At 75.9% G+C, this 12847-nt stretch carries 8 protein-coding genes and 1 tRNA gene; 4 read left to right on the forward strand and 5 right to left on the reverse strand.

The features are described 5' to 3' along the window. Positions 1–15: 15 nt before the first annotated feature. Both BJ989_RS10775 and BJ989_RS10780 read left to right on the forward strand, forming a co-directional pair. On the forward strand, positions 16–1551 hold the full coding sequence (locus BJ989_RS10775; RefSeq protein WP_179518215.1) for a S8 family peptidase: 1536 nt from the start codon (positions 16–18) through the stop codon (positions 1549–1551). Between the two features lie 75 nt (positions 1552–1626). After that, on the forward strand, positions 1627–3063 hold the full coding sequence (locus tag BJ989_RS10780) for a GuaB1 family IMP dehydrogenase-related protein (protein ID WP_179518216.1): 1437 nt from the start codon (positions 1627–1629) through the stop codon (positions 3061–3063). A gap of 25 nt (positions 3064–3088) precedes the next feature. Here BJ989_RS10780 and BJ989_RS10785 read toward each other — a convergent pair whose 3' ends face one another. Together BJ989_RS10785 and BJ989_RS10790 are read right to left on the reverse strand one after the other, a co-directional pair. Continuing rightward, positions 3089–3811, reverse strand: coding sequence for a LysR family substrate-binding domain-containing protein (locus BJ989_RS10785; protein WP_343049270.1), 723 nt, complete (start codon positions 3809–3811; stop codon positions 3089–3091). Further along, entirely contained in the window at positions 3808–6672 is a 2865-nt protein-coding gene (locus BJ989_RS10790; protein WP_179518217.1) for a PQQ-dependent sugar dehydrogenase, read from the reverse strand. The genes BJ989_RS10785 and BJ989_RS10790 overlap by 4 nt, the downstream gene beginning before the upstream one ends. Positions 6673–7086: 414 nt before the next feature. On the opposite strand from BJ989_RS10790, the gene BJ989_RS10795 reads away from it, so the two are divergent. Then, positions 7087–8190, forward strand: coding sequence for an alcohol dehydrogenase catalytic domain-containing protein (locus BJ989_RS10795; protein ID WP_179518218.1), 1104 nt, complete (start codon positions 7087–7089; stop codon positions 8188–8190). Positions 8191–8241: 51 nt separating this feature from the next. Here the strand turns inward: BJ989_RS10795 and BJ989_RS10800 are convergent. Beyond that, a tRNA-Leu gene (locus BJ989_RS10800) sits at positions 8242–8330 on the reverse strand. A 96-nt stretch (positions 8331–8426) separates the two neighbouring features. Between BJ989_RS10800 and BJ989_RS10805 the strand changes: the two genes are divergently transcribed. After that, the gene (locus tag BJ989_RS10805; RefSeq protein WP_179518219.1) at positions 8427–9743 is read left to right on the forward strand and encodes a M20/M25/M40 family metallo-hydrolase; all 1317 of its coding nucleotides are present in this window, start codon (positions 8427–8429) and stop codon (positions 9741–9743) included. A 263-nt stretch (positions 9744–10006) separates the two neighbouring features. On the opposite strand, the gene BJ989_RS10810 is transcribed toward BJ989_RS10805, so the two are convergent. Next, on the reverse strand, positions 10007–11638 hold the full coding sequence (locus tag BJ989_RS10810; RefSeq protein ID WP_179518220.1) for a hypothetical protein: 1632 nt from the start codon (positions 11636–11638) through the stop codon (positions 10007–10009). Positions 11639–12229: 591 nt separating this feature from the next. Beyond that, positions 12230–12844 carry a GrpB family protein gene (locus tag BJ989_RS10815; RefSeq protein WP_218848795.1) on the reverse strand — a complete coding sequence of 205 codons (615 nt, stop codon included), beginning with the start codon at positions 12842–12844 and terminating at the stop codon, positions 12230–12232. Positions 12845–12847 lie beyond the last annotated feature (3 nt).

Here is a 12847-nt window from a genome sequence, read left to right on the forward strand (position 1 = left end):
GGAGGAGGACCCCCCATGCGCCGTCCCGCGCGCCTGTCCCTCGCCTGTGCCGCCGCCGCCGCGCTGCTCGCACCGGCCCTGCCCCTCGCCCTCGCCGGCTCGGCCACCGCCGAGCCCGCGGGTGCCCGCGTCCAGGACTTCCTGGCCGACCAGCTCGCCGACCTCGGTGCCGGCGAGGCCGTCGTGATGGTGCACGGCACCGACCTCGCCGCGGCCGAGGCCGCCGTGGACGCCGCCGGTCTCACGCGCGGCACCGCCTTCGAGCGGATCGGCGTCGTCGTGGCCCGCGGCACCGCAGCGGAGATCGAGGCCGCCCGCACCCAGCCGGGCGTCACCTACCTCGAGGGCAACCGGCCGATCACCTTCCAGCAGGAGACCTCGAACGTCGCCACCCGCGGCGCCGAGGCGGTCGCGACGCTGAAGGGCGCCGACGGCAGCGCCCTGGACGGCTCGGGCGTCAGCGTCGGCGTCATCGACTCCGGCATCGACCCGACCCACCCCTACTTCCGCGAGGCCGTCGGCTCCTCCGCCGTGGTCAGCAACCAGAAGGTGGTCTGCGACCTCTTCGAGATCGCCTGCACGGTCCAGGACGTCGGGCCGCTCGTCGACACCGACACCCTCGCCGCCGGCGGCCACGGCACGCACGTGTCCGGCATCGTCGCCGGCCGACCCACCACGCTCAGCGACGGCGCGCAGCTGCAGGGCGCCGCTCCCGGCGCCAAGCTCGTCTCGCTCGCCACCGGCGCGGTGCTGTTCATCGTCGGGGCCGACACGGCGCTGGAGTGGGTGCTGGAGAACCACGAGGCCCCCTGCGGCGAGGGCGTCCCCGCCACCGTCTGCCCGCCGATCAAGGTCACCAACAACTCCTACGGCCCGTCCGGCGGCGGCGAGTTCGACCCCGAGTCCGCCACCGCCAAGCTGCAGCGGGCGCTCGCGGCCGAGGGTGTGCTCACCGTGTGGGCCGCCGGCAACGACGGCGGCGACGGCTCCGCCAACGTGGTCAACCCCGACAGCCAGGACCCGACCCCCGGCATCCTCTCCGTCGCGTCCTACTTCGACCAGGACACCGGCACCCGTGACGGCGTCGTGAGCGACTACTCCTCGCGCGGCGAGGCGGGTCGCCAGGCGACCTACCCCGACCTCTCCGCGCCCGGCGAGGCCATCACCTCCTCGTGCCGCCTCACCATGCCGATCTGCGGCACGGGCCTCGACCCGCGCAACGGTCCCGGCCTGCTCGACGTCGGCACCTTCAACACGATCAGCGGCACCTCGATGGCGGCGCCGCACGTCGCGGGCATCGTGGCGCAGCTGTTCGAGGCGAAGCCGACCGCGACGCCGGCCGAGATCGAGGCGGCGCTGAAGGGCACGACCTACAAGTTCACCGACGGCGCGGCCTACGAGCCGACCGACGGCGGCCTCACCACGTCCTTCGACAAGGGCACGGGTCTCGTCGACGTGGTCGCGGCGGTGCAGGCGCTGGTCGGAGCCACCGCGGAGCCGACCACGGTCCGCACCAAGCCGGGTCTCGGGAAGGGCCGCACCAAGCCCTGACCGACCGCGCAGCGGCCCGCCGGGGCCCGGGGAGCACGCCTCCCCGGGCCCCGGTGTCGCGTAGCGTGGCCCCACGTGCGCTTCCTCCACGACGCGGCCCCGCCGCACGACCTGACCTACGACGACGTCTTCACGGTGCCGCAGCACTCCACGGTGGCCAGCCGCTTCGACGTCGACCTCACCACCGCCGACGGCACCGGCGCGACCATCCCGGTGGTGGTCTCGAACATGACCGCGATCGCCGGACGGCGGATGGCCGAGACGGTCGCGCGGCGCGGCGGGCTGACGGTGGTCCCGCAGGACATCCCGGTGCCGGTGGTGCGCGACGTGGTCGCGTGGGTCAAGCAGCGCCACCACGTGGTCGACACCGCCATCGAGCTCGAGCCGCACCAGACGGTCGCCGAGGCACTCTCGCTGCTGCCCAAGCGGGCCCACCGCGCCGCGGTGGTGGTCGAGGACGGCCGCCCCGTCGGGGTGGTCACCGAGGAGGACTGCGCCGGGGTGGACCGGTTCGCGCAGGTGCGCGAGGTCATGTCGGCGCCCGCGCTGCTCCTCGACGCCGACGCCGAGCCCCGTGCGTCGTTCGAGCGGCTCGAGCAGGCACGGCTGCGGCTGGCGCCGGCGGTCGACCGCGACGGGCGGCTCGTCGGCGTGCTCACCCGCACCGGGGCGCTCCGGGCGACCGTGTACGCCCCGGCGGTCGACGCCCGGGGCGGGCTGCGGGTCGGCGCCGCGGTCGGCGTGAACGGCGACGTGGCCGGCAAGGCGGCCGCGCTGCTCGAGGCCGGGGTGGACTGCCTGGTCGTCGACACCGCCCACGGCCACCAGGACCGCATGCTCGACGCGCTGCGCGCCGTGCGCGCCCTCGACCCCGCCGTGCCGGTCGTGGCGGGCAACGTCGTCTCGGCGGCCGGCACCCGCGACCTCGTCGCCGCCGGGGCCGACGTCGTGAAGGTCGGTGTCGGACCGGGTGCGATGTGCACCACCCGCATGATGACCGGTGTCGGACGGCCGCAGTTCTCCGCCGTGCTCGAGTGTGCGGCCGCGGCGCGCGAGCTCGGTGCGCACGTGTGGGCCGACGGCGGTGTGCGGCACCCGCGCGACGTGGCCCTCGCGCTCGCCGCCGGGGCCGCGTCGGTGATGGTCGGCTCGTGGTTCGCCGGCACGCACGAGTCGCCCGGCGACCTCGTGCACGACGCCGACGGGCGCGCCTACAAGGTGTCCTTCGGCATGGCCTCGGCCCGCGCGGTGGCCCACCGCACCTCGGGGGAGTCGGCCTTCGACCGCGCGCGCAAGGGGCTCTACGAGGAGGGCATCTCCTCGTCGCGGATGTACCTCGACCCCGCGCGCCCCGGCGTCGAGGACCTGCTCGACCAGATCTGCGCCGGGGTCCGCTCGGCGTGCACCTACGCCGGTGCGACCACGCTCGACGAGCTCCACGAGCGCGCGGTGGTCGGCGTGCAGTCCGCGGCCGGCTACGCCGAGGGTCGTCCGCTCGCCTCGAGCTGGTGAGCCGCGTGGCGGTCGGGGTGCGGCGTCAGCGACGCCCGCGACCGGGCCGGCGCTGAGCGCCTCGGCCCGCGGCCGGGCGGGCGTCTCCCCGCCGCCGCGGGGGCGCGGCTGACCGGGGCGCGGCTGACCGGGCAGGGTCGGGGGCGGCGCCGCGCGAGCTCCGGGCGGTGCGCCCGCGCACGACGCCGACGAGCTCCTGGGAGCGCTCGTCGTCGTGCTCGCGCAACCACACCAGCGCCACCTCGGAGACGGGCCCGTCGACGACGGGGCGCACCACGGTGTCCTTGCGGGCGTGCAGGCGCGCGACGGAGGCCGGCACGACCACGACGCCGGTGCCCGAGGCGACCACCTCGACGGCCTCGCGCACACCCATGGCGGGGAAGGGCAGCCGCTCCACGGTCGAGACCTCCGTCCAGCCGGGCACGGTGTCGGGCGGGAGCACCAGCTGCTCCTCGGCGAGGTCGGCCAGGCTCACCTCGTCGGCGGCCGCCACGAGGTGGTCGGCGGGTGCCACGACGACGGCGGGGTCGTCGTACAACCGGACGACGTGGCAGCGCTCCGGCACCGGGAGGCGCGCGATGCACGCGTCGACCCGCCCGCTGTCGAGGGCCTCGAGCTGCTCCTCCGGCAGCAGCGGCACCAGCTCGATCGGTTCCTGGCGCCGCTCGCGCCAGCGGCGGGCCCACTTGTCGGGGGTGGCGCCCTCGACGAAGCCGAGCCGGTAGGGCGGCAGGGGAGCGGGGGTCACCGGGACAGTGTGTCGCCCCCGTCGCCGCCCCCGTCGCCGCCCGCGCCGTGCGGCACGCACGGGCCGACGCGGTTGCCGTCGACGCAGAGCCAGACCGGGGCGCTCAGGCTGGTCCACCCGCTGCTGTCGGTGGCGCGGGCGGTGAGCCGCATCAGCACCCGGCCGGGGGCGTGGACGCCGTCGGCCCGCACCGAGCCGGAGCGCCCGGGCCGGACCGCCGCGGGGTGACTGTGGGGCGTGCTGGTGGCGCCGCCCGCGACGGGGTAGTGCACGGTCTCCGCGAGAACCTCGACCGCGTCGTCGCCGAGCGGGCCGTCCTCGGCGTCGCTCGCGACCGCGGTGTAGTCGACCGTCTCGCCGTCGAGCAGGGTGAGGCCGCTCCAGGGTGCGGTGAGCCGGACCGTCGGGGCCGTGCCGACGCGGTCGCGGGTCAGCGCGAGGGAGGCCTCGCCGGAGACGTGGGCGTACTCCACGACGACGCGGTGCTGGCCCGACCCGAGCCGCACCGGCTCGGAGGTGGTCGCGGTCGGGCCGGAGGTCGCGGCCCGTTCGAGCACGGTGCGGCCGTCGACCTCGACCCGCAGGGCGCCGTCGGTGGTCGCCGAGAAGCGGTAGGTGCCGCCCGGCAGCGTGGGCCGACCGGTCCAGCGCACGGCGAAGCCGTCGGCGGGCAGCGCCGGGTCGGGGGCACCCGCGCCCCAGCTGCCGCCCGGCTCCCGGTCACACCGGCGCGCGGCGGGCGTGCCGGTGGGGGTGCCGGTGGGGGTGGTCGAGGCGAAGAGCTCCGTGACGTACTCGCCGGGCTGGCACCCCGCGGCGTACCGCAGTCGGCGCAGCTGGCCGCTGCCGGGCTCGAAGCCGCCGATCGCGACGTACCAGAGCCGGCCGTCGGGGCCCATCTCGAAGGCGACGGGCGCCCCGCTGGCCTCCGGGGAGACGAGCGGGACGGGCTCGCCGACGAGGCGGTCGCGCGCGTCCCAGCGCAGCTGCGACACGAAGCCCTGCGCGTAGTCGCCGACCACGTGGGTGCCGTCCCACGAGGGTGGGTACTCGCCGCCGGTGTAGAACGCACCGCCCACCACCGACCCGCCGCGCTCGGTGTGGGGGTAGGACCACGCGGGGGCCGTGACCGAGCGCGGGTCGGCCTGCAGGGCGGCGCAGACGGGGCCGTCGACGTCCTGGGGCACGGTGCCCTCGAAGCACGGCCAGCCGAAGTTGGCGCCGGGGCGCACGACGTCGACCTCCTCCGTGGCGCCGTTGCCGACGTCGCCGACGTAGAGCCGGCCGGTGCGGGGGTTGCGGGTCATGCGGAAGGGGTTGCGCAGGCCGTAGGCCCACACGCGGGCGCGGTGGCTCGTGAGGGGGGTGCCGGAGCGCACGAAGGGGTTGCCGCGCAGCCCCCGACCGGTGGCGGGGTCGATGCGCAGCACCTTGCCGAGGGCGGTGTCGAGGTCCTGCGCGCGCAGGTTCAGCGATGAGTCACCCTCGACGAGGATGCCGTCGCCGACGGAGACGAAGAGCGAGCCGTCGGGCGCGAAGAGCAGGTCGTCGACGGTGTGGCCCGTGCCGAGGGCGGGCAGGCAGCCGGGGCGGCGGGCGTCGGCGTCGTCCTCGCACTGCGCCGCGGGCGCGCCGCCCAGCAGCACGCGCTCGCTCCTGGGGTCTGCCACGCCGTTGCGCACGACGAAGCGCGACACCCGCTGGTTCTGCACGGTCGGGAAGGTGGTGGGGCGGCCCTCGTCGTGGTGCACCCAGCCGAGGTAGAGGTCGCCGCTCACCCGCGCGCGGTCGAAGCGCGGGCCGACCGCCATCGCCACGAGGCCCATGTCGCCCTCGGTGACGACGCGGTCGCCGAGGTCGAGCACCGGCCGCGGGTCGATCCGCCCGTCGCGGACCAGGCGGACGGTGCCGCCCTTCTCGGCGACGAGGGCGCTGTCGCCGGTGAGCACCTCGACCTGGGTCGGCAGGGTGAACCCGCTCGCCACCGTCTCGAGGCTGAAGCCCTCCGGCAGCCCGGTGGGCACGGCGTCGGGGACCGCGTTCAGCACGGTGACGCGCACGGAGTCGGCGAGGCGGCCGTGGCGGCCTGCGGTGCGGGCGGTGAAGTCGTGCGGACCGTTGGGCACGAGCGTGGTGTCCCAGGCGAAGGTGTGGCGCAGCAGCGCGTCGGGGTCGGTCGGGTCCCCGCCGCTGGCGCACGGCTCGGTCTCGGCACTGGCGGGGCAGCGCGTCGCCCGGCCGAGCCGCACCCCGTCGAGGAACACCTCGACCGGGCCCTCGAGCTCCTGCGGCACGTCGACGACCGTGACCTGCGTGCGGTTGACGGGGAAGGCCTCCTGCGGCCAGCCGACGCGGGGCAGCGCCCGCGGCGCCCGGTCCAGGGTGCGCTCGGGCGAGGTGGTGGCCGGCGCGCCGCGCCAGGGCAGCGCGGTGACGCGCAGCAGGTCGGTGCGGGTGGTGCCGCCCGGCAGGGTGTACGCCGCGGCGCCCGCCGCTCCCGAGCGCAGCGTCGCGACCTCGGCCCAGGTGCCGCCGCGCAGCTGCTCGAGCAGCAGCGGGCGCCCGGCCCGGGCCGGCAGCGCGACGACGCGCAGGGGGACCTCCTCGCCGACGAGCGTCGCCGGGCGCACCTCGAGCGCGGCCGACTGCGTCGCGTGCACGGTGCGGACCCGGCTGGCGCGGCGCGGGAGGCGACGGCCGCCGGCCCGGGTCGCCGGGGCGACGACGCGGTAGGCGGTGGCACCGGGGCGCGCTCGCAGCGTGACGGCCCACCGGCCGCGGCGCACCGGCGTGCGCGCCACCCCCACCCACCGGCTGCCCCGCAGGCGCTGCAGCTGCACCGGGCGGTCGGGGCCCGCCAACCGGCCCGAGAGCGTCGTCCGCTCGGCGGGGAGCGGCCGTGCCGGACGGGCGCTCGGCGCCGGGAGGAGCGGACCGCGGGCGGCCACGGTTGAGGTGACGGCCCGGACCGAGGTGTCGGCCCGGGCCGGGCTGTCGGCCCTGGTCGGGACGGGAGTGGGCTGGTGCGCCGGCGCGGGGCCGGCGGTCAGGAGCAGGGCGGTCGTCACCGAGCCCGCCAGCAGCCTGACCGCGACGCGCCGCCGTGCGCTCGCGCCCGTCGACCCGGTCCCCGTCCCCGTCCCCGTCCCCGTCCCCATGGGCGGACCGTAGTGCACCGCCCGCGCGGCCCCGGCGTGTCGGACGTCGTGCCGCGACCGCTGGGTAGGGTCGCGCCACACCCGCGGGTGGCCGCGGCGCGACGTGAGGAGCAGGGGTTGCAGATCACCGGAGCCGTGCTGGACGAGATCGGTCGGAAGCGGCCGTACGCCGGGTCCCGCCCGCTCACGGTCGGGTCGCTGGAGCTCGACGACCCGGGTCCTGGCGAGGTGCTCGTGCGGATCGAGGCGGCCGGGCTGTGCCACTCCGACCTCTCGGTCGTCGACGGCAACCGTGTGCGGCCCGTGCCGATGCTGCTGGGCCACGAGGCGGCGGGCCGCGTCGAGGCGCTCGGGCCGGGGGTCACCGACCTCGAGGTCGGGCGCCGCGTCGTCATGACCTTCCTGCCCCGCTGCGGGGAGTGCGAGGGCTGCCGCACCGACGGGCGCCGGCCCTGCGTGCCGGGGTCGGTCGCCAACGGGGCCGGGGAGCTCCTCGGCGGTGGGCGGCGGCTGCACCGCGACGGGTCCGACGTGCACCACCACCTCGGTGTCAGCGCCTTCGCCACCCACGCCGTGGTCGACACCCGCTCGCTGGTGCCGCTCGACGACGACGTGCCGCCCGACGTCGCGGCCCTGCTCGGCTGCGCCGTGCTCACCGGCGGTGGCGCGGTGCTCAACGACGGCCACGTCGAGCCCGGCCAGACCGTGGGCGTCGTCGGCCTCGGCGGCGTGGGCATGGCGGCGGTGCTCACCGCCCTCGCCTCGCCCGACGTGCGGGTCGTCGCGGTCGACGCGCTGCCTGCCAAGCTGGCGACGGCCCGCGACCTCGGTGCCCACGCGGCGTACACCCCCGAGGAGGCGGCCGCGGCGGGCGTGCGTGCCGACGTCGTCGTCGAGGCCGCCGGGCACGTGCGCGCCTTCGAGACCGCGCTCGCGCTCACCCAGGCCGGCGGTCGCACCATCACCGTGGGGCTGCCCGCGCCCGACGCCTTCGCACAGGTCTCGCCGCTGCTGCTGGTCGCCGAGGCCCGGACGATCGTGGGCAGCTACCTCGGCTCGGCGGTGCCGCAGCGCGACGTGCCCGTCTTCGTCGACCTGTGGCGCGACGGCCGGTTGCCGGTCGAGCGGCTCGTCTCCGGCCGGATCGGGCTCGACGAGGTGAACGCCGGGATGGACGCCCTCGCCGACGGCACCGCGCTGCGCCAGGTCATCGAGCTCTGAGGCCCAGGACGCCGACAGGGCCCCGCGCGTGCGGGGCCCTGTCGGTGCTGCTGGTGTCCGAGGGGGGACTTGAACCCCCACGCCCTAATACGGGCACTAGCACCTCAAGCTAGCGCGTCTGCCTATTCCGCCACCCGGACGAGTGCGGAGGGAACGTTAGCAGCCGGCGGGGGTGCACGTCGCATCGGGGGTGCGCGCACCTCGAGGGTGAGCCGGTCGGGTGCCACCATGGGCCCATGACGACCGACGACCCGCGCCACGACCCCGCCCACGAGGTGGTCGAGCTGTGCCGCGACCTGATCCGGATCGACACGAGCAACTACGGCGACGCCGACGGCCCGGGGGAGCGCAAGGCGGCCGAGCACGTCGCCGCGCTGCTCGACGAGGTGGGCATCGAGGCGGAGCTCGTCGAGGGTGCGCCCGGTCGCACCAACGTCGTGGCCCGCTGGGGCGGCGAAGGGTCCGACCGCCCGCCGCTGCTGCTGCACGGGCACCTCGACGTCGTCCCGGCGGCAGCCGAGGACTGGCAGGTGCACCCGTTCTCCGGCGAGGTGCAGGACGGCTACGTCTGGGGTCGCGGCGCGGTCGACATGAAGGACTTCGACGCGATGCTGCTCTCGGTGGTCCGGGCGCGCACCCGTGCCGGTCGGCTGCCGGAGCGTCCGACGGTCCTGTGCTTCACCGCCGACGAGGAGGCGGGCGGTCACCAGGGCGCGGAGGTCCTGGTGCGCGACCACCCCGACCTGTTGGCCGACTGCACCGAGGCGGTCGGCGAGGTCGGCGGCTTCAGCGCCACCGTGCGTGGTCGTCGGGTCTACCTGATCGAGGCCGCCGAGAAGGGCATGGCCTGGATGAAGCTGACCGCGCGCGGCAAGGCCGGCCACGGCTCGATGATCAACCCCGACAACGCCGTCACCACGCTGACCTCCGCCGTGGCGCGCATCGGCGCACACCAGTGGCCGGTGCGCCTCACCCCCACGATGGAGGTGCTGCTGGCGAGCGTGGGCGAGCTGGCGGGCGTCGAGGCGACGCCGGAGAACGCCGACGCGCTCATCGAGGAGTTCGGTGGTGCGGCGCGGATGCTCGGCGCGGTCATCCGCAACACCGCGAACCCGACCATGCTCGGCGCCGGCTACAAGGTCAACGTGGTGCCGACCGAGGCCACCGCGCACGTCGACGGTCGCTTCCTGCCGGGCTTCGAGGACGAGTTCTTCGCCACCCTCGCCGAGCTCACCGGTGAGGGGGTCGAGGTGGAGCACGTCAGCCACCAGCAGCCCTGGGAGACGCCCTACGACGGCGACCTCGTCGACGCCATGTCCCGGTCGATCCTCGCCGAGGACCCCGAAGCCGTGGTCGCGCCCTACCTGATGAGCGGCGGCACCGACGCCAAGCACTTCCGCAAGCTCGGCATGCGGTCCTACGGTTTCGCGCCTCTGCGGCTGCCGGCCGACCTCGACTTCACCGCGCTCTTCCACGGTGTGGACGAGCGGGTGCCCGTCGACGCCCTCGAGTTCGGCGCGCGGGTCTTCGACCGCTTCCTCGACGACGTCTGAGGCAGGCCGGACGGGCGGGCCGCCGGCCCCGGTGGTCGGGCAAGTCCGCCGGCCCCGGTGGTCGAGCAGGGCCGCCAGGCCCGTGTCGAGACCCCCGCACCCGGACGCCCACTCTGTTCGGGCAGCACGACGAGCCCGTCACCCCGGTGTCGGGTGCGGGCTGTCGTCGAACAGATGGCTGAAGAGGACCGGACGCCCCTGTTCGTTGTTCGAGCAGGGCCGTCAAGCCCGCGTCGAGACCCGGGTGACGCACGCGCGTGGCGTCAGTCCGCGGGTGCGGGTGGGCCGGTGTCGTCGTGGTGCGGCGGGTCGCCATCGCGCGGCGGCCCGGTGTTGTAGGCCGGTCCGGAGTCCGGGGGCGCTGGTCCAGCATCGAGCGGTGCGGTGTCGTGGGCGAGGGGCCCGTCGAGGGATCCGTCGAGTGGTCGGGTGCCGGTGTGGTCGCGCAGGTAGTGCGCCCCGTGGGGACTGCGCCACAGCCACGCGCCGGCACCTGCTGGGGTGAGGGTCCACCTGGTGGCGGCGTGGCCGTGGGTCTTCAGCCGGTGGTGCGGCCGGCACAGCGGCGCGATGTTGCACGAACATGTCGGCCCGCCCGCGGGCCCAATGGTTGCCTCGCCCGCCTCGCCCGCCGCGTCCGCTTCGCCAGCACGGTCGACCGGGTTGTAGGGGACGGCGTGGTCGTGGTCGCACCTGCGGGCGGCACGGCCGCACCACGGGAACATGCACGTCAGGTGGGTCAGAGCGCTGTGGTGGGCGAGGCGGCGTGGGACTTCGTAGGCCTCGGTGTGCACCGCCTCGGCGAGGTCGAGCACCGGCAGCACCGTCACGTGGGGTGCGACCCCGTCGATCCCGGCGGTGGTGAGCCAGTCGCGGATCGCGGCCGCCGACACCGGTGCCCGGGTCTCCTCCACCCGACCCACCGCCCCGTCACCGGCAGCCAGACGGCCGGGGAACATAGATGAGCGCAGCACCGCGTCGGACACGTGCAGGTGCAGCAGGTAGCGCCGTCGGTGCCGCGGCGACGACCGACCCGCAGGAGTCTCGGGGGTCTCGACACGCTCGCCGGGGCTCGCTGCTCGACCCCCGTCCACGGTCACCAGGTCGAGGGTGGCCTGCGCCGACGCGCCGTCGGAACCCCGCACGACGAGGTTCAACAGGGCTTGCGCCGACAACGGCCCCGACTCAGCCGTAACGCCCAGGGCACGCAGCCGCTGCTTCTCCTCGACCACGGCGTCGTGGATGGTGATGCCGTCGGGCAGGTCGAAACACCCGCTCGCGTCCACCGTCCCTGTCAAGTCATCGCCGGGTCGACCGTCGAGGTGGACGTCGAAGCGGCGCTGCTCGCGGGCCTCGGCCTGGGCGAGCTCGGCCTCGTCGGGCATGAACCGCGCGAGCGCTTCGGCGACGAGGCGTTCGAGGGTGGTGGCGCCGATGGTCTGCGCCACGGGTGTCACGTGCCGGTCCACCCAGGCCGCGGCCTCAGGAGTGAGGTCTCTGCCGAGCACCATCCGCGCGACCAGGCGGGCACGCCACCCGTCCACCCGATGCGCCTGCACCACGTCCCACAACCGCGGCAGCAGGTGACGACACACCAGGGCCTGGCCGAGATAGGCGGCACCCGAGGCAGTGGACCGCCCCAACCGGGACGCGAACTCCGCCACCGCGAACTCCGTCACCCCCGGCGCCCAGGCCCCAGCCACCCGCAGGGCGGTGTCGCCGTAGGTACCGGCCACCGTCGCCGCATCGAGGGCGTCGGCGGGGTGCAGATCAGCCCAACAGCACGCAGCCCGCATCAGCTCCGCGTCGACCACGCGGGCGTCGGCGACCAGCGCGCCGGCACGGTCGAGCACCGCGATCGCGGTATCGAGCTCGGGTGCCGGGCTGGTGGTCATGAGAGGAGTCAAGCAGCCACCACCGACACTCACCGGCGGCCCGGATCCGGCTGTGGACAACGGATCCACGCCGTCGACCTGTGCACGACCAGTGGCCCACGGCCCGCCTGGACTCCGGTCTCGAGACGGCACTGCGTGCCTCCTCGACCACCCGAGTGCCCCAGCGCGTGACCCCTCGACGCGAACGCAGCGCGTGACCCCTCGACGCGAGCGCAGCGCGTGACCCCTCGACGCGAGCGCAGCGCGTGACCCCTCGGCGCGGGCGCAGCGCTCGGCGGGTGAACAGCGCGCGACCCCTCGGCGCGAGCCCAGCGCGTGACCCCTCGACGGGTGAGCAACGCGTGACCCCTCGACGGGAGCCCAGCGCGTGACCCCTCGGCGCGAGCGCAGCGCGTGACCCCTCGGCGCGAGCGCAGCGCGTGACCCCTCGGCGCGGGCGCAGCGCTCGGCGGGTGAGCAGCGCGCGACCCCTCGACGCGAACGCAACGCGCGACCCCTCGACCCGAGCCCAGCGCGTGACCCCTCGACGCGAGCGCAGCCCGCGACCCCTCGACCGGAGAGCAGTGCGTGACCCCTCGGGCTCGGGTCGAGTCAGCGGGGGTGGGGGTCGTGGGGGTGGGCGGGGTCTGCGGCGAAGGCACGCTCGTAGACGTCGTACACGAGCGCGGCCTTGTGGTTGTTGTAGTCCATCCCGTCGGTGAACCCGCGCCGGCCGAGAGCGAGCTTGAGGGCGGCGTACGCCTCGCGGTCGACTGCGTCCCGGCGCAGCCAGTCGCGGAAGAGCACGTGGCGTGCCGGCTCCGGGGCGCCGGGCGGCCACACGTGGAGGTTCGTGACGGGGGACTCCAGCGTCAGCACCCGGTGCTCGTCCCAGCCGGGCTCGCGCACTCGCAGCACGAAGCCGGCCCGCTCGAGTGGCGGCAGCCAGGAGGCCTCGTCCGCCGGGTCGGCGACCGTGAGGTCGACGTCGACCACCGCCTTCGCGGCCAGGCCCGGCACCGCGGTCGAGCCGACGTGCTCCAGGGTCAGGACGGCGTCGCCGAGGGCGGAGCGCACGCGGGCGGCGACCTGCTCGTAGGCCTCGGGCCAGGCGGGGTCGTAGGGGACGACGGTGACCAGGCGCGGCGGTGGCGCGCCGACGCGGGCCTGGGCGACCTCGGCGAGGTCGGCCAGCGCGAAGGGGCGCCACAGCGGGTGGGTCCGCACCCG

This window comes from Nocardioides perillae (genome assembly GCF_013409425.1).
Lineage (GTDB): Bacteria > Actinomycetota > Actinomycetes > Propionibacteriales > Nocardioidaceae > Nocardioides > Nocardioides perillae.

Excerpts from the sequence above, each read along its gene's own strand:
- BJ989_RS10805 (WP_179518219.1), top strand. The coding sequence starts at position 8,427 with ATGACGACCGACGACCCGCGCCACGACCCCGCCCACGAGGTGGTCGAG.
- BJ989_RS10775 (WP_179518215.1), top strand. The coding sequence starts at position 16 with ATGCGCCGTCCCGCGCGCCTGTCCCTCGCCTGTGCCGCCGCCGCCGCG.
- BJ989_RS10810 (WP_179518220.1), bottom strand. The coding sequence starts at position 11,638 with ATGACCACCAGCCCGGCACCCGAGCTCGATACCGCGATCGCGGTGCTC.